The sequence below is a fragment of the Glycomyces salinus genome (genome assembly GCF_016428645.1).
Lineage (GTDB): Bacteria > Actinomycetota > Actinomycetes > Mycobacteriales > Micromonosporaceae > Glycomyces > Glycomyces salinus.
In genome coordinates this window covers 14,209-29,041 of the sequence record NZ_JAELXW010000103.1, presented here as the reverse complement: position 1 = coordinate 29,041, position 14,833 = coordinate 14,209, and the positions used below count along the sequence as shown (strand labels likewise).

Genomic DNA, 14,833 nt, shown 5'->3' with positions numbered 1-14,833 from the left:
CTCACAGATAGGTCCCTCACACATACCGGGGGGCTTCAGGTGGTCATTTTGGTGTCGTGGCCTTCCGTGTGGTCGATGCTGGGGTTCAGGAGGTCAGGTCCGGGGTCGGACTTGGTTACAGGACGGTGGCGAGGCGGGTGCCGATCCATTGGGCGGCGTTGACGCTGACGGCGTTGCCGGCCATGGCGATGGCTTCTTTGACCTTGACGTCGCGGTCGGGGCCGCAGACGATGTAGTCATCGGGGAATCGTTGGGCGGCGAACAACTCCCGCCACCGCAGCATCCGGTAGTGGCATTCCTCGTAGGCCACCGGTTCGCCCGCGGGGATGAGCAGTCCGGCCGAGTCGCGGGTGCCCAGGGTCAGCAGCGGCTCGGCCGTCGTGGCCGGGTGGTTGCCTCTCCGGTAGGGGATGACCACGCCGACGTGGTTGCCGCCGGCGTTCAGCGCCGGGAACGGGCGGTCGATCGGTCGGGCCTTGCCGTTGCGGCGCAGTACCACCAGGAACGGTTCGGCCATCGCCTCGGGGACGCCGTCGGCTAGGACCGCTTGGCGCTCGGCCCGTTCGCACAGTTGCAGGCCGGCGCGGATGCGCGCGGCCGTGGCCGGGGCGAACCGGTCGGGTTTGTGCTCGGTGACCGGGCGGTCTCCGATGCGGCGGCCCCAGTCGTTCCAGTCGATGATCTCGGCCGCGGCGCGCGTGTAGGGCTCAACTGTGCTTTTGCAGCCTGGGCAGCGGTAGACGTACTGGCGTCGGGGCCCGTACTTGCCGATGCGGGCTGACCCGTTCCAGGACTGGACGGCCGCGACCTCGCTCCCGCACGGGTCGCACCAGGCGGCCGGGCGCGGTGTCAGGTCGGGGCGGCGCATGCCCTTCTTGGTGGCCACGATGTAGAGCCGGTCCCGCCACTGGGGCGCGGCCGGGTTCCCAGGCCCGGACAGGTGGGCGGAGTTGAGTGAGGCGACCTGGACGTGGTAGCCGAGCTTGTCGAAGGCGGCGAGCCAGACTTCGAACAGGGGCCAGTCGGTGCCGAACTCGACGACGTTCTCGCAGACGACGGCGTCGTACGACCAAGTCTCGGCCGCGCGGATGACGTCCCAGGCGGTCGCCCTGGTCCGCTCCCAGTCCTCGGCATCGACTCCGGTCAGGCCGGCATGCGGCAGCGGTGCCTGTCCGATGGGGCGCTTGCCGCGGCCGCGGCCGCCGGCCGGGGCGATCTCGGTGCAGATCGGTGAGGCGACCAGGACTCTCGCCGGGGGCAGGTGGCGCATGTCGTAGGCCGAGATATCGACGCACAGGGCCTTGGCGTCGGGGAAGTTCGCCTTGAGCGTGGCCACGCAGGTCGAATTGTGGTTGGCGACCGCGGCCGGGTCGAACCCGGCCGCGGCCATGCCGACAGCGTCGCCGCCACCACCACCGAACAGGTGGACCGTGGTGAGGTCGCTGATCATCTGTCGGCTTCGGCTTCGGCTTCGGCTTCGGAGGCGGGCTCGACGGCCTCGACGTCGATCCAGGCGTCTTGCAGCTCCCCGGATTTCAGGAACGCCTCGCCGCTCTCGCCAGCCTCGCATTCGGCTTGGCGCTTGGCGTCCTGGGCGGTGTCGGCGTCGATCGGGATGTCGTAGACGAGGTGGCCGGAGACGGTCACGAGGAAGGTCGGCATCAGGCTGGATTCCTTTCAATCGGTCGAGCGAGTACGCGCCCCGGCCGCTCACGGCGGCCGGGGCGCGTAGGGATCTTGTTGGCTTAGCGGAGCTTGCGGTTGAGCAGGTCGTTCTCGCGCAGGCCGTATTCGGCCACGAGCGACTCGAAGTCGCCGAGCATCTGCTGCCATGCGTGGATTTCGCGGTTCGCTGTCGCGGACGGATGGGTCTGGTGGCGGTTCTTGGCGGCCGATGGTGGTGTTCAGTCGCGGCTCCACAGCAGATCGACCTGCTGCTCATTGGCCTGCTCGGTCGTGGCCTTGTCGTATCCGCCGGAGTCGAAGACGATGGCGCTCTCGCCGCAGAAGATCTGGCCGTGCGCCAGTGCCAGTTCCTGTCCGGTGGACCGGATGCGGGCGGTCAAGGTGCCGACCTGGCCGCGGAGGTGCCAGTGGGGATGCAACCAGGCGCGGTCGTTGACGTGCAGTCCCACATGTGGGTAGTTCAGGTGCATCTTGGCTTTGAGGACGCCGGTCCCCAGGTGGACGGGTTCGGATTCGGGCATTGAGCAGCCTCCTTGGATCGTTTGGATTGCAAGTGGAGTGGACGGTGCGGGAAGCGGTTCAGCGGTCGAACAGGGTCGGCTGCCGGGCCAGGTCGCGGTTGGACCAGACGAGTTCGGTGCGGTCGGACCAGGCGCCGCCTTGGCTGGTGCCCGAGGTGAGTTCGTAGCGGTGCCAGCCCTCGTAGAGGTCGCGGTAGAGCTCGGAGTCGTAGCCCGAGACCATGACCGCGGCGCGGCAGTCGCCGAGCGCCAAGGCGAGGTTGCGGTGGTCGGCCTCAGCGCCCATCTCGTGGCGGTAGTTGCGGGCGCGGGTCGAGCCCAGGTACGGCGGGTCGCCGTACAGCAGCACCTCGTCGTGACGGCCGTAGGCGGCGATCACCTCGAGCGCGGGACGGGCCTCGAGGGAGACCCCTTGCAGGCGGGCGACGGCGGCCGGGAGTCGCTGCCGGTAGGCCTCGAGGTAGCCCGGCATCCCCACCGAGGATCCGTTCGGGTCCTGGTGGTGTCTCCAGCCGGTCTTCCGCAAGGTGCCGGTGCGCGACTGGGTCAGGCGCACCCACACCCGCCGGGCGGTCTCGAGCTCGTCGACGGCCGGTTCGAAGGCCGCGGTGTACTCGGCGCGGGAATGCGGCGTGCATGCGATCACCCGCTCCAAGTCGGCCGGGCGGTCGCGTAGGACGCGCCAGAACGTCATCAGCTCACCATCGAGGTCATTGACTGTCTCCATGCGCGCGACCGGCTTGGCCATCAGCACGGCCAGGGAACCGCAGAATGGCTCGACGTAGTGCTTGTGGGGCACCCCGGCCAGCAGAGCCATGATCCGCTCGGCCAGGCGCTGCTTGCCGCCGTAGTACGGCACCGGCGGCTTCAGCGCGGCCGCGTCAGGCCGCATTGTGGCCCACCCCCGCGGCGGTCAGGGCGGCCCCGACCGCATCGCCAGCCGGCACCGGACCGGCCGTGCGGCGGCCTGAACGGGCCTGTGCGCCCTCAAAACCGCCCGACCCTGGTCCCTGGCGCGGGCTGCACGGCCTTCGTACGGGAGATTTGATCTGGATCGCTTGTATGGATCCGGTTGGTCTTGGGCCGGGGACACCGGCGGCAGCAGTCCGGATCGGCCGGGTCCGGGTCGAACTCGTGGATCTCGCCGCCCATCGGCCGCTCCACGGTGGTGACGCCAGTCTGGGCGCGCGGCGGCGTGTCGGGCAGCTGCGCGAGGCGGTGGCGGTAGACCGCGGCCAGGGAGCGGACGCCGTCGAGGTCGGCGGTCAGCTCGGCGGTCAGGGCTTCCGCGGCCCACCCGCTAGCGAGTCGAGCGGCGGCGTCCTTGGTCAGGCGGTGCCGCTGTCCGGCCGTCAAGCTCCCTGGGAGGGCGGCGACGAGGGCGGCGGCGGCCGAGTGGTGATCGGTCGTCTCCTCCCCCGCCTCCTCCGGTCGGGCCTCCGCGTCGATTGGAGCCTCCTGCGGCTTCGGGGAGGGGGTAGGGGGAGGGGGTTCCTTTATAGTGTTCTTTCTTTGTTGCGGATTTACCGGCGCCGGTGAACCCGTCCTAAGTGATCCACCTGCGGAAATGCCGTGTTTTCCCTGGTCGGAGGCTTCGGACGGCTTTTCCGGCCCAAGTACCTGCCCGGCGTGTTCCTGCTGGTCAGTGCCTTCAGCCGGATTTTCCGTCCGTGGTGCGTCGCTCGGTTGCTGGGCGGCCCGCATGGCGGCGACGACGGGATCGGCTGTCGCGCGGAGGGTGAGTTTGGCGCCGCGGATCCGGCCGCCGGTATCGCGGACTTTGGTCCGCTTGAGGAACCCGGCCTTCTCCAGGCGCGTCAGGATCGCTCGGACCTTGTCGCGGCCGGCCGGGGAGGCCTTGACGATGAAGGCCTCGTTGAACTGGAACCCGGGCTGGTGGCTGCGCAGCCAGGTGAGCATGCCCAGGTCCTCCCAGTGGAGTCCGGCCCGGCACCATTCGAGCGGGGTCCGGACGTAGGGGTCGTCGTAGGGTTCGACCTCGAACAGGTCCACCTCGAAGCTGTTGCTGGTCAACGGTGATCTCTCCTTCAACCCGGGCCGCCGTCGAGGTCAGGCCAGGGAGACGATGCGGGCTTTGTGGAGCTGGGCGGCGGCGGTGATGGTGTCGCAGCGGCCGCCGCGGTTCTTGGCCACGTTGATGTCGATCTCGCCCTGGCGTGGGGAGTCGGCCTCGTAGTAGTCCTCGCGGTGGAGCAGGAGCACGACGTCGCTGTCCTGTTCGATCGCGCCGGACTCGCGCAGGTCCGACAGCAGCGGCCGCTTGTCCTGGCGGCCTTCGACGTTGCGGTTGAGTTGGGAGAGCGCCACGACCGGGCAGGCCAGGTCTTTGGCCAGGAGCTTGAGGCCGCGGGAGATCTCGGCGATCTCGCGCTCACGGGACTCGGGCCCGCCGGAGGTGGGCATGAGCTGGAGGTAGTCGACCACGACCAAGCCGAGGCCGCCGGAATCACGGTGTTGCGCGGCCAGGCGGCGGGCTTTCGAGCGCAGTCGGGTGATGGTGGTGTCGGTGGCCGCGTCGATGAACAGCGGCGCGTCGGCGAGCTTGGTGGCGGCGGTGACGGTGCGCCCGATCTGGTCGTCGGGGATCTGGGCGGTGCCGGTGAACCAGCCGAGGTTGCCGCCGGCCTCGGCGCAGATCAGGCGCCCGGCCAGCTCCTCGCCGCTCATCTCCAGCGAGCACAGCAACGTGGGTATGCCCAGGTGGAGGCTGGCGTGGCGGGCGAAGTCGGCGGCGAGGATGGATTTGCCCATCGCGGGGCGGGCGGCGATGACGACCAGTTGTCCGGGCCGCAGTCCGCCGAGGAGCTTGTCGAGGTCGGCCAGGCCGGTCGAGAGTCCGGGGTCGATCTGGTCGGCTTCGAGAGAGTCGAGGACGCCGGTCAGGTAGTCGGCGACCGGGACCGGCGCGCCCCCGGTGCCGGTGTCGAGGGCGTCCAGGACCGTCTTCTCGGCCAGGACCAGGATCTCGTCGAGGTCGCGGCCGCCGGCCCCGGCGCCGTAGCCGTATTGGACGACCTGGGCACCGGCCTCGATCAGGCGTCGTTGGATCGCTTTGTTCTTGACGATCCGGGCGTAGTAGCCGGCGTTGGCGGCCGTCGGGACCGCGTCCAGCAGCGTGTGCAGGTAGGGACCGCCGCCGACCTTCTCCAACTGTCCGGCGTCGGCCAGCGCCGCGGCGACGGTGACCGCGTCGGCGGGTTCGCCCGAGTTGAATTTCGTGCGGACGGTCTCGAAGATCGTGCCGTGGATCGGCTTGTAGAAGTCACCGGCGGTGAGCGTCTCGACCACGTCGGCGATGGCGTCGGCGCTCATGAGCATGCCGCCCAGGACCGATTGCTCGGCGGCGAGGTCGGCCGGTGGCCTGCGTTCGAACACGCTCGCCTGGGCGCGCTGGTCGCGGGCAGGTGCATCCGCTGTCATACTGGAGTTGCCTTTCGTTTCTGTGGAGGGCGGGGCCCGGCGCGGACTGCCAAGTACAGCGCCGGGCCCAATTCGATAGCTCGACTTCGCCGGATCGATCCAGCGCGGATCAGCCGAGGGCGGCCATCGCGACCGTCACCGTCCCGAGCACCAGGGCCAGACCGGATCCGGTGATCGCCGTGCGCAGCAGCGCCCACTTGACGGCGGTGATGCGCTCCAGGCGAGCGCGCTCGACCGCCAGCAGATGCCGCCTTGTCGATGCCGGACTTGCCTCACCGGCCGCGCTGGCTGCCCCCTTGGTTTCGCCAGTGAGAACGGCTCGGCCTGGGTGCTGGGGCCAGACCACGGCGCCGAGCGCGAGGATCGCCGCCAGTGCGCAGCCCATGGCGGTTCCGGCGGTGATCTCGGCCGTGGCCGGTAGTCCGGCGTAGCCGCCGACGGCGACGGCGCCGACCACGGACGGGATGAGGGCCGCGGCCAGAAGTTGGGCCTTGCTGTCGGCGTGGCGGGTCTGGTCGCGCAGGCTTTGGATGTCCTCGCGTAGGTCGGTCGCGAGCTCGTTGTCTGCGGTGTCGGTCAAGGTGCGTGCTCCTCTGCGGGTAGTCGGTTCGGCCCCGACACCGCGGTGTCGGGGCCGAACGGCAGTGTGGTCAGGCCGCCTGGGGCGCGTCCGCTTCGGCGAGCGCGTAGCGGCCGTATTCGGGCTGGTAGACGTGGCCGTCTTGCTGGAGCTGTTTGAGGAGCTCGTTGACGCGGGCCCGGCTGAGGCCGAGTGCGTCGATGAGGTCCTTGGGGCGCAGTGGTCCACCCCGCAGCTCAGTCAGAAGCCGCTGGGCCGATTCCGAAAGCGGTTTCGGTTCAGGCCCGGTCGCGGCCTCCGTGTGGCCGCCGCTGAGCGCGATGAGTTTGGGCACGACCAGCGTTGCGGGCAGGTCGACTTCGACGGCGCTGGAACCGCTCGACTCGGCGGCCGGTCGACGTGCGCCCCAGGTCGGCATCTTGGTGCCGATCAGGTCCGCGCCGGGCATGAACGCACTCGGGTCCAGGCCGCGGCTGAGCGCGTCGAGCATCTCGTCGTAGCGGCCCATGTCGTCGCTGACGGCCTGGTGGCGCTGCGAGTAGGCACCGTCGGTGTAGAAGTCGGCGGTGTTCGCCGCTATGTCGTCAAGCGCGACCTCCGGGCAGCGTTCGAGCCACCAGTCCTGGCTGTACTCGGCGCCATTCTCGACCCCTGGCAGGAAGTCAGCGGTGCAGTAGCTGCGGAACGGGGCGGTCTTGCCCGCGCCGGTGACGTCGATGGCGTACCCGGTCCCGGGCATGCCGGCCGGGATCTTCGACGGGTCGCCCTGGAAGCCGGACGGGAAGAAGCCCTTCTCCCCCTTGTTAGAAGTCCGCAGCGCGATGGCGTTACCGTCCATGACCGAGGACCGGAACACCTTCGACCCGCCGAAGGTCCTGATCGCCGCGTACTGCGAGGCTGTGAGGATCTCGACGCCGGCCTTGCGGCCGCGTCGGGCGATGTCCTCGCCATAGAACTTGTTCTGCTTGTTGTTGTCGCCCTCGAAGATCATGTGCGACTCGTCGATGACGATGAACAGGCCCGGACGGCCCTGGACGGCCGGGTCGAAGCCCTTCCATTTGCGGGCAGTGTTCTGGCGGGAGCGGATCTCGACGATCCAGTGGGCTGCCTTCAGCATGGTCTCGGCTCGGTCCTTGCCGCCGGCCCAGTCGACGCGGTCCCATACGTCCATCAAGGACGCGCCGTCCTGGCCGTCGATGGCCCATACGACGGTGTCGCCGCGCCACATGACCGAGATGATCATCTGGGCCAGCAGCGCAGACTTGCCGGAGCCAGGGCCGCCGACGACGACGCCACCCCACATCGAGTTTGCGGTGTAGAGCCGCCACGGCACGAGTCCGTCGCCATCGCCCCACGGGCCGAGTCGGATGGTGCCGTCCTCGCACTTCTCCAAGGTCTCCAGCACGTTCGGCCGGTTGATCGGCGAGTGCGTCAGGACTGAGAGCGTCACTCGGGAGGCGTCGCCGGGGACCGGGTCGACGAAAACCGCCGTCGAGTCGCAGCGTAGGCCGGAGGCGATGCGGGGCAGGCAGGCGAAGACCGAGTCGGTGGTCTGCTTGCCCGGCACCAGCTGCACGGTGTAACGCAGCCCGGCGCGGATGACCTCACGGTCGGCCAGTTGCGCACCGGCCAGCGGGCCTCCCTTGCAACCGATGGAGTCGTTCCAGCGGCCGCGGACCGCGTCGATTGATTCAAGCCCAGTACTGGTGGCAGGCGGCTCGACCGGGTCGGGGGCGAGTCGGGGGTTGGGAATGCGAACGGCCCGCCACCAGCGACCGGCCATGCCATAGGCCATGGCCAGCAGGGCGGCCACGGTGTCGACCGAGACGCCGATGATGCCGGTGACGGCGACCCATCCGGCTGCGCCGAGCGCGAGGCCGGCCAACCACGTGCGGCCGCATTCTGCGGCGATCGCGCTGACTCGCAGCCGGATGCTTTTCTTGCAGGCCAGCAGGACGGCGATAGTGAACAAGACGCCGACAGTGACCGCGGCGGCGGTGGCAGCCTCACCGGAGAGCTCACCGGCGGCGTTGGCGACAGCGGCGGCGGCGATCAGACATCCGGCCGCGTAGTGGGGAGCGGCCTGGCGGGACAGCAGCCTGCCCATGCCCGGAGTCGGCGGCACCGGCGGCGCGGGCGCAGTCCGCCGTGGCCTGGCGGCGGCCTCGCCGCGATCGCCGGAAGTCGTGGTGGTCTCGGTGGTCGGCTCCATGCCGCCTCCTTCCTAGAGGAACTCGTGGCTTGGCATCCTCAGTGCACCGGGAGCCACCCGAATGCAGACCAGGCCCGCCCCCGTGGTTCGGGCCTGGTTTCGCCGCTAGTTGGTGACGAACTCCTTGCTGCCAGCATCAGGGGCCGCGTCGTAGGCCTCGCTCACGCCGTCCATCGCGGCCAGCAGGTTCCCCAGCTCCTCGGCCAGGCCCGACAGCTGTTCGTAGACCTCGCCGATCTCGGGCACCTTCGCCAGGCTCTCGCCGGTGATCTCCCAGGTCGCGAACTGGGCTTCGACGTCGTCGATGCCCTCGGCCATGGCGTCGGCGTTGTCCTTGATCTGCTTGGCCCAGGCCTTGGCGCTCTCCAGGCCGTCGATCTCGTGATCGGTCGCGTTGTCCATCGCGGTTATTCCTTTCGGTTCGGGAAGTGTCGGTTGGTTGAAGGGGATGACGTTGTCGGGAACGGCACTGCCGCCATGGACTTCGACGGCGTCGCCGGGCGGCCGGTCAGAGTGCTCGGACGCCTCCGCATCGGGTGCGGCGGGATTGGTGGGGACCTCCTCTTTGTCGTCGGTTTCGGGGCGCGGACCGTTGCAGCGCAGTTCCTCATCGAGCTCGGACACGATCTCGGCCTGGATGCGCTCGGCCCATTGGTGGTCCTGCTCGGTGGTGCCCCAGGCGGTCAGGACACCGAGGTCGCGCGAGTTCGGCTTGCGGTCGAGGTTGGTGTGGTCGTCGCTGTTGAAGTAGACCTTCGAACGGTGACGCACGGCCTCAAGCTCCTCGCGCTCGGCGGTGGTTGGCTCGCGTCGCCCGGGCTGCTTCGGACCCGCGCCGTCCGATGTTCCGAACGGGCTCCACGCCTGCGGCATCGTCGCCTCCTGCCGCTGGACGTTGTTGGCCCGCTGGGGACTTTCCGCAGGCTGTTCGGCCGCATCGCTTCTCGTGTAGAGATTGGGGCGGGCGCGGACGAGTCGGTCGGCCAAAGCCAGGTCGGAGCGGTCGAATGCACCCGCCTCGATAAGCCAGTAGACATCGTCCCGATCGGGTTCACGGTCGATCAGGTCGAAGTCACCGGCCAGATAGCCAGTGGCTCGCCTGCGAGCGAGTTTGATCGCGTAGAGGTCCTCAGGAGTGAACCTGTTCTCCCAGGTCTCGTGCGTGAACTTGACCCCTGCAGGGAATGGGCTCTGGTCGACCGGTGCGGTCGTCGACTCGCCGTCAGCGGCGGTGGTGTCCTCGCGAGGCGCAGAGTCGAAGGCGCTGCCGACCTCGTCGGCATCCGGTCCGACCGTGGTCGGAGTCAGGTCGGCGTCGGTCGGCGCGGGCACTGGCTCGGGCGCGGTGCCCTCGTTGGCCAGGTCGCCGCGCTTGCGGCGCCGGGCCTCGACGCGCTTGTCGTGCCGGAGCTCCTGGGTTTTCCAGGCGTCGGCCCAAACCCGCCCCATATAGTCCCGAAGCGGGTGAGGGTCGTGCTTATTCGCCTCCTTGGCGGAGCGCCGGGTTTCGGCATCGGCGTGCTTGTCGAAGGCCTTCCGCCAGGCGCGGGAGGCAAGCAACTGCCAGTACCCGGTCGGCTCGCCCTTGCGGGCGGCATCGAGTTTGGCCCGCCGGTAGGCCCACCGGGGGTGGTCCTTGCCCTTGGCCGCGTAGCGCAGGTCGGAGACGGTCAGGCCGATACCGCGGCCAATGACGGCGGTGACTATCGCGATGGCGAAGAACATCTCCATCTAGGCCACCCCGTTCAGTACGGTCTCGACGCTCGACCAGGCCGCCGGGAGCATGCCCAGGCTCGGCATGACCAACAGCGAGGCGATCAGCACCAGCCATGTGACCGGCCCGGTCGGGACTTTCTGGTCCTTCCAGATGAAGATGGTGAAGATCGTCAGGCTGGCGATGGCCAGGGCGGCGGGGAAAGCGGCGCCGAGCAGAATGGCGCCCCACTTGTTCGACAGGCTTTCGCTGACGCCGATCAGGCGGTCAAGCCAGCTCCCGACCATGCCGCCGATGCCCCAGCCGATGATGACCATCAGGACCATCTGGAACTTCGGCCAGAGTTTCTGCCAGCGGATGATGATGAAAACGACGAGGGCGATCGCGCTGACCACCCCGATTGCGGGATCCATGAAGGTGCTCCTTTCTAGGTGTTGGTTCGACTCACCACAGCCAGGGCAGCCACGAGGCGTACGAGGTGGAGGCGAGCAGGGCGTAGACGACGAGGAAGACGGCCAGACGGGACGGGCGCTCGGTCAGCCAGTGGAGGTAGAACGTCGGCACCCGCACCGGAAGCGTGGCGACCTGCCAGATCAAGGCGAGCGTGCGGATCGGCGAGTCCGGACGGCACCACTCACCTTTCTTGGCGTACAGCCATGACTCACCGGCGGCGGGCAGTCCCTCGGTCCAGAACAGGGGCGGGCGCAGCGTCTTGGCCCATCGGCGCGCGGTCGGCTCCATCGCTCGCAGCGAGGCGCCCACGGCGTCCTTGAAGGTGGTCGGCCCCTCGCCGCTGTCGGACGAGGTGTCCGTCTCGGAGGCCGCCGACGGCGGCTGGGGAACCGGTTCAGACTGTCTGGTGTCCGGTTGCGGTATCCTCGCGCGCGCGCCCGCCTTGACCCCTTCGTCGGAGGCATCGGCAGACTGTCCACCAGACACCAGACAGTCGCTATCAGTTATTCCTTCAGTTCGTTCGGTAGTCATTTCGGGGCTCCTTCCCAGGTCTCGAAAGCGAGACGGTCGGCCAGGCCGCGCAGCAGCGCGCAAGCCTCTTCGGCAGTCGCCGCAGCATGGTCGGGCTCAGCGCGTTTGAGGGCCGACCGCAGATAATCGGCGCAGACGCCGACTTGCGCGGCCGGAGTGTGGGCGGCAGCGAGCTTGTCGGCCAAGGCCGCCCGCCGCCGCTCGATGCGGGCACGGGCCTGCTTCGGGCGGCCCGTGCCCCTGCGGTGTCCGGCCATCAGGCCGTGCCCTTGTTGTTGATGTTCTTCAAGAACGCGTGCGCGGTGGAGGTGCTCTTGACTCCGGCGCGTTCGGCCAGTTCCCGAACGGACGGGTTCGGCACGCCCTCGTTGCGGAGGGCGGCCAGCGCGGCGGCGAGGCGTTCGGTCGCCGAACGGCCGCCGCGCGGTTTCGGTTTGTTCGGTGCGGGCTCGGTCCGTGCCGAACGCGACCGGGCGGGCGCGGACCGAACGGACCGTGTTCGCTCCTTCCCGTTCGCCTCAGCGCGGTCCGGGGCCTGGTTGGGGCCGGTGGTGTTCGCCGAACGGGCGGGCCGCTGGCGAACGGGCCCGGTTTCAGCGGCGCGCTGCTCGACCTCGGCGACGGTGATCTTGCGCTGGCGGTAGCGGACCTTCAAGTCGAGCGGGGCGCGGCGGATCTTGCCGAAGCGCTCCTTCATGACCGCTTTGGCCAGTTGCCGCTCCTCTTCGATTTCCAGGGCCCGGTCGTAGGTGGGGATCTTCCACAGCTTCATCGCCCGCCACAGGATGAGCGTGGCCGCCGGCGCGCAGATCCAGCGGATGGGCGGGATCTGCTTGCTGGTCGGCTGCTCGTCCTCGGCTTTCTGACGCATGATGCGGGCGATGGCCTCGGAGAACACCACCCACAGGCTGGGCAGGACCGCGTGGGCGACCTGGGCTTCGAGCACGGTGTAGGCGGTGACGTTGAGGTAGATCGTGGCCGCCGTCAGCGCCCAGGGGATGTAGCGCATCCACGGGATGCGCTGGGCCCGGCGGGCCAGGAAGATGTCCAGCAGCGTGAAGGTGATGATCCCCAGGTCCACCGCGACCGGCACCAGCCAGGCCAGGTCGGCGAAGTAGGGCCGCATCTTGGCCTCGACGGTGTAGAAGGACACGGCGAACCCGGCCACACCGAGCGCGCCGGCCAGCACCCAGATCGGGATCAGCGGGCCCCACTCGGCGATCCACGCCCACAGCCGCGCGAGCGCGCCTGGGGCGCCGGAGCGAGCCTGTTCGGTCGGGCGTGTTCGGCCCGTGTTCGCCCGCTCCGCCGCGTTCGGTTCGGTCCGCGTTCGGTGTTCGGTACCGGCCCGGGCTTGGGTGTGTTCGGTGTTCGGTTCGGTCTCGCGCGCCTGCGGCGGCGTGTTCGTTGTCCGGGCGGTGTTCGCTGTTCGGTCACATTCGCACAGTTCGGTCGGGCGGTCGCAGTCGGCGCACCATTCGAGGTGCGGCCCGTTCGGTTCGTTGTCGATGGTGGTCATGTCGCTGGCCTCCTTTCGGGGCGCGTCTCGGGTTGGTCGTTGGCGGCCGGGAGTCCGGCCAGGGGCGAGGGCCGGCCTTTGGGTGTGGCGCGGACGGCGGCCCAGTCGATGGCGGGCCGGTCGGCCTCGATCCGGTCGAGGTCGCCGACGCGGTAGTAGGGGACGGTGGTGCCGTAGCGGGTCGGCCAGGTCCCGGCCGGGCCGGTGATGCCGGCTCGGGTGAGGTGGTCGAAGTCGGTTCGGCGGATGCCGAGTCGGACGGCGGCCTCGTCGGCGGTCAGCTCGCGCCCGGCCTCACAGGCGGCCGCGGCGGCCTCGGTGTCGGCGAAGGCCTCGAGGCTGTGCCCTGAGTAGAGCGGGTGGCCCTTGTAGTGCCCGGCGATCTGGATCCGGCCCTGACGGGCCAGTTCGGTGACGCCGGCGGCCGAGACGGGCTGGTCGAGTTTGCCGGTGAGGTATTCGGCGGCGCGGTGGGCGCCGAGGTCGGGGACGGTCCCGACGTAGGCGAGGACCTCGTCGATGCGGGAGGCGATCGCCAGTACCTGTTCACCGCTCCACTGCCGCCGATGCATGGGCGGAAGGCCGGGCATGGTCTCGGCGCGGTCGATCTGGAACTGGGCCAGGGCCAGGAAGGCCCCGGCCTGGACCGGTCCCAGTCTCGGCAGGCGACGAGCGGCAACGCGCATGGCCTCGAGGGCGGTCTGCCGTGTCAAGTCCCGCCTGGGCATCCAGGACACCCGCCATGGACTGTTTTCGTCGTCGATGTCGACCACCCACGCGTGCGCGTCGAGGCCCTTGGCGGTGATCGCGATGCTGGTGCAGGTCAGCTCGGCAGGCTTCACCGGCTGACCTCCAATCGCAGTTCGACCCAGTGGGTGTGCAGGTGGTAGAGGATGTCGGTGTCGAAGGTGTGGCCGTCGAGGCCGAGGGTGGTCAGGCCGTCGCCGGGCCGCTCGTCGAGCTTGGCGAGGGTCAGGGAGCCGGTGCCCAGGTCGAATTCCTGGCCGATGTCCGGGGTGCCGCTGTTCGGGCGGTCGGTCACGCCGGTCACGTGGGCGACCAGGCGGCCGCGACGCCCGGCCAGGGCCGGGTCGAAGGCGACGAAGACGTGGCCGTGCCGGGCTCCGGGCTGGTCTGGGTCGGTGAGCAGGATCCGGGCCCAAGTGTCTTTCTGGCGTTCGGTCTTGGGCCAGCCGAAGTGGCCGGTGCCCAGCAGGATCTGGTTCTGGTTCACGGGCGAGCCTTCCTGTGCTGGCCGTGCTTGGCGATCGCGTCGCGGACGATGCGTTCGGCTTCGCCGCCGAGGTATCTGGCGAAGGTGGTGGAGAGGCGGACGGTGAGGTCGCCGAACCTGATCACCGCCTCGAAGTCGTCGACGACCCAGCCGTAGGTTCCGTCGCCGTAGTGCGCGACCAGGCGTCCGAAGGTCTGCAGGGCCTCGGCGGTGTGGGCGCACACGGTCGCCTCGAGGTCGGCCTGGTCGTCGTATCCGGCGGGGTACCAGTTCAGGTCGGTCAGGCCGTGCTTGGCGAAGCCGTCGATGCTGCGGCGTAGTTCCTTCTTGATCGCCTCGGACCCGGCGGTGTAGGCGAGGCCGCACAGGTGTCGTCCGGCGTTGCTGTAGGCCATCAGGACCGGCCTCCCTTACCGCCGGCGAGGGCGATTGCCTCGCACAGGACGGTGAGGTTGGCCTGGTCGAGGCTGAGGGCGGTGCCGCCGAGGTCGATGTCGACCTGTCCGACCAGGGACAGGACCGCTTCGGCGATCGCCTGCTCGCCCGAGGCCAGCGGGGAGCGGGCCAGGCCGAGCTTCATCGCCTCGAAGTCGAAGTGGAGCCACGGGTCGGTCTTGATGAACCGGCCGATCCAGTCGTGGGCGATCAGGTTCGACGCATCCAGCAACTGGAGGGCGGCCATCATGCGCAGGTCGCCGGCGGCCCAGGCGTGCAGGTCGGCGACGTCGATCGTGTCCGTGGCGGTGCTCATCGGCGGCCCCCTTGTTCGACGGAGGGGGCCTGGGTGTCGTCAGCATCGTGGACGGTGTAGGTGATATCGAGACCGTCGAAGTCGACCTCGACGCGATGTTCGGGCCCGTTGCCTTCGGACATGGTGAAGGCGAAGCCGTGTTCATGGCCGCCGCTGTGGTCGGCCTGTGGTGCGCTGGCGTGGTTCATGGG

At 69.4% G+C, this 14,833-nt stretch carries 18 protein-coding genes; all 18 read right to left on the bottom strand.

Annotated features, from left to right (window positions below):
- Positions 1–115 precede the first annotated feature (115 nt).
- On the bottom strand, positions 116–1,450 hold the full coding sequence (locus JFB92_RS20930) for a DNA cytosine methyltransferase (RefSeq protein ID WP_199043194.1): 1,335 nt from the start codon (positions 1,448–1,450) through the stop codon (positions 116–118).
- Positions 1,447–1,662, bottom strand: coding sequence for a hypothetical protein (locus tag JFB92_RS20925; protein WP_199043193.1), 216 nt, complete (start codon positions 1,660–1,662; stop codon positions 1,447–1,449). The genes JFB92_RS20930 and JFB92_RS20925 overlap by 4 nt, the downstream gene beginning before the upstream one ends.
- A 242-nt stretch (positions 1,663–1,904) precedes the next feature.
- Positions 1,905–2,207 carry a hypothetical protein gene (locus JFB92_RS20920; RefSeq protein ID WP_199043192.1) on the bottom strand — a complete coding sequence of 101 codons (303 nt, stop codon included), beginning with the start codon at positions 2,205–2,207 and terminating at the stop codon, positions 1,905–1,907.
- A gap of 58 nt (positions 2,208–2,265) precedes the next feature.
- Positions 2,266–3,099 carry a DNA adenine methylase gene (locus JFB92_RS20915; RefSeq protein ID WP_233163592.1) on the bottom strand — a complete coding sequence of 278 codons (834 nt, stop codon included), beginning with the start codon at positions 3,097–3,099 and terminating at the stop codon, positions 2,266–2,268.
- A gap of 95 nt (positions 3,100–3,194) precedes the next feature.
- On the bottom strand, positions 3,195–4,241 hold the full coding sequence (locus JFB92_RS20910) for a hypothetical protein (RefSeq protein ID WP_199043191.1): 1,047 nt from the start codon (positions 4,239–4,241) through the stop codon (positions 3,195–3,197).
- Between the two features lie 36 nt (positions 4,242–4,277).
- A complete protein-coding gene (dnaB, locus tag JFB92_RS20905) occupies positions 4,278–5,648 on the bottom strand; it encodes a replicative DNA helicase (protein WP_199043190.1) in 1,371 nt (456 codons plus the stop codon).
- 109 nt (positions 5,649–5,757) lie between these two features.
- The gene (locus JFB92_RS20900; protein ID WP_199043189.1) at positions 5,758–6,228 is read right to left on the bottom strand and encodes a Pycsar system effector family protein; all 471 of its coding nucleotides are present in this window, start codon (positions 6,226–6,228) and stop codon (positions 5,758–5,760) included.
- 70 nt (positions 6,229–6,298) lie between these two features.
- Entirely contained in the window at positions 6,299–8,440 is a 2,142-nt protein-coding gene (locus JFB92_RS20895; RefSeq protein WP_199043188.1) for a MarR family transcriptional regulator, read from the bottom strand.
- A gap of 105 nt (positions 8,441–8,545) precedes the next feature.
- The gene (locus JFB92_RS20890; RefSeq protein ID WP_199043186.1) at positions 8,546–10,171 is read right to left on the bottom strand and encodes a hypothetical protein; all 1,626 of its coding nucleotides are present in this window, start codon (positions 10,169–10,171) and stop codon (positions 8,546–8,548) included.
- Positions 10,172–10,567: a hypothetical protein gene (locus tag JFB92_RS20885; RefSeq protein ID WP_199043184.1), complete on the bottom strand. Its 396-nt coding sequence runs from the start codon at positions 10,565–10,567 to the stop codon at positions 10,172–10,174.
- Positions 10,568–10,598: 31 nt separating this feature from the next.
- Positions 10,599–11,093, bottom strand: coding sequence for a hypothetical protein (locus JFB92_RS20880; protein WP_199043182.1), 495 nt, complete (start codon positions 11,091–11,093; stop codon positions 10,599–10,601).
- A gap of 41 nt (positions 11,094–11,134) precedes the next feature.
- Positions 11,135–11,395, bottom strand: a complete 261-nt coding sequence (locus tag JFB92_RS20875) for a hypothetical protein (protein ID WP_199043180.1) — start codon at positions 11,393–11,395, stop codon at positions 11,135–11,137.
- A complete protein-coding gene (locus JFB92_RS20870) occupies positions 11,395–12,657 on the bottom strand; it encodes a DUF2637 domain-containing protein (RefSeq protein ID WP_199043178.1) in 1,263 nt (420 codons plus the stop codon). Before JFB92_RS20870 ends, JFB92_RS20875 begins: the two co-directional genes overlap by 1 nt.
- Positions 12,654–13,499 (bottom strand): hypothetical protein, encoded by an 846-nt coding sequence (locus JFB92_RS20865; RefSeq protein ID WP_199043177.1) that lies wholly within the window; start codon positions 13,497–13,499, stop codon positions 12,654–12,656. The genes JFB92_RS20870 and JFB92_RS20865 overlap by 4 nt, the downstream gene beginning before the upstream one ends.
- The gene (locus tag JFB92_RS20860; protein ID WP_199043176.1) at positions 13,496–13,891 is read right to left on the bottom strand and encodes a hypothetical protein; all 396 of its coding nucleotides are present in this window, start codon (positions 13,889–13,891) and stop codon (positions 13,496–13,498) included. Before JFB92_RS20860 ends, JFB92_RS20865 begins: the two co-directional genes overlap by 4 nt.
- Entirely contained in the window at positions 13,888–14,286 is a 399-nt protein-coding gene (locus JFB92_RS20855) for a hypothetical protein (protein WP_199043175.1), read from the bottom strand. The genes JFB92_RS20860 and JFB92_RS20855 overlap by 4 nt, the downstream gene beginning before the upstream one ends.
- Entirely contained in the window at positions 14,286–14,642 is a 357-nt protein-coding gene (locus JFB92_RS20850; protein ID WP_199043174.1) for a hypothetical protein, read from the bottom strand. The genes JFB92_RS20855 and JFB92_RS20850 overlap by 1 nt, the downstream gene beginning before the upstream one ends.
- Entirely contained in the window at positions 14,639–14,830 is a 192-nt protein-coding gene (locus JFB92_RS20845; protein WP_199043173.1) for a hypothetical protein, read from the bottom strand. Before JFB92_RS20845 ends, JFB92_RS20850 begins: the two co-directional genes overlap by 4 nt.
- Positions 14,831–14,833 lie beyond the last annotated feature (3 nt).

Bases quoted from the DNA above. Each gene is read 5' to 3' on its own strand.
- JFB92_RS20920 (WP_199043192.1), bottom strand. From the start codon at position 2,207: ATGCCCGAATCCGAACCCGTCCACCTGGGGACCGGCGTCCTCAAAGCC.
- JFB92_RS20845 (WP_199043173.1), bottom strand. From the start codon at position 14,830: ATGAACCACGCCAGCGCACCACAGGCCGACCACAGCGGCGGCCATGAA.
- JFB92_RS20890 (WP_199043186.1), bottom strand. From the start codon at position 10,171: ATGGAGATGTTCTTCGCCATCGCGATAGTCACCGCCGTCATTGGCCGC.
- JFB92_RS20925 (WP_199043193.1), bottom strand. From the start codon at position 1,662: ATGCCGACCTTCCTCGTGACCGTCTCCGGCCACCTCGTCTACGACATC.
- JFB92_RS20870 (WP_199043178.1), bottom strand. From the start codon at position 12,657: ATGACCACCATCGACAACGAACCGAACGGGCCGCACCTCGAATGGTGC.
- JFB92_RS20930 (WP_199043194.1), bottom strand. From the start codon at position 1,450: ATGATCAGCGACCTCACCACGGTCCACCTGTTCGGTGGTGGTGGCGGC.
- JFB92_RS20855 (WP_199043175.1), bottom strand. From the start codon at position 14,286: ATGGCCTACAGCAACGCCGGACGACACCTGTGCGGCCTCGCCTACACC.
- JFB92_RS20850 (WP_199043174.1), bottom strand. From the start codon at position 14,642: ATGAGCACCGCCACGGACACGATCGACGTCGCCGACCTGCACGCCTGG.
- JFB92_RS20915 (WP_233163592.1), bottom strand. From the start codon at position 3,099: ATGCGGCCTGACGCGGCCGCGCTGAAGCCGCCGGTGCCGTACTACGGC.
- JFB92_RS20895 (WP_199043188.1), bottom strand. From the start codon at position 8,440: ATGGAGCCGACCACCGAGACCACCACGACTTCCGGCGATCGCGGCGAG.
- dnaB (WP_199043190.1), bottom strand. From the start codon at position 5,648: ATGACAGCGGATGCACCTGCCCGCGACCAGCGCGCCCAGGCGAGCGTG.
- JFB92_RS20885 (WP_199043184.1), bottom strand. From the start codon at position 10,567: ATGGATCCCGCAATCGGGGTGGTCAGCGCGATCGCCCTCGTCGTTTTC.
- JFB92_RS20875 (WP_199043180.1), bottom strand. From the start codon at position 11,395: ATGGCCGGACACCGCAGGGGCACGGGCCGCCCGAAGCAGGCCCGTGCC.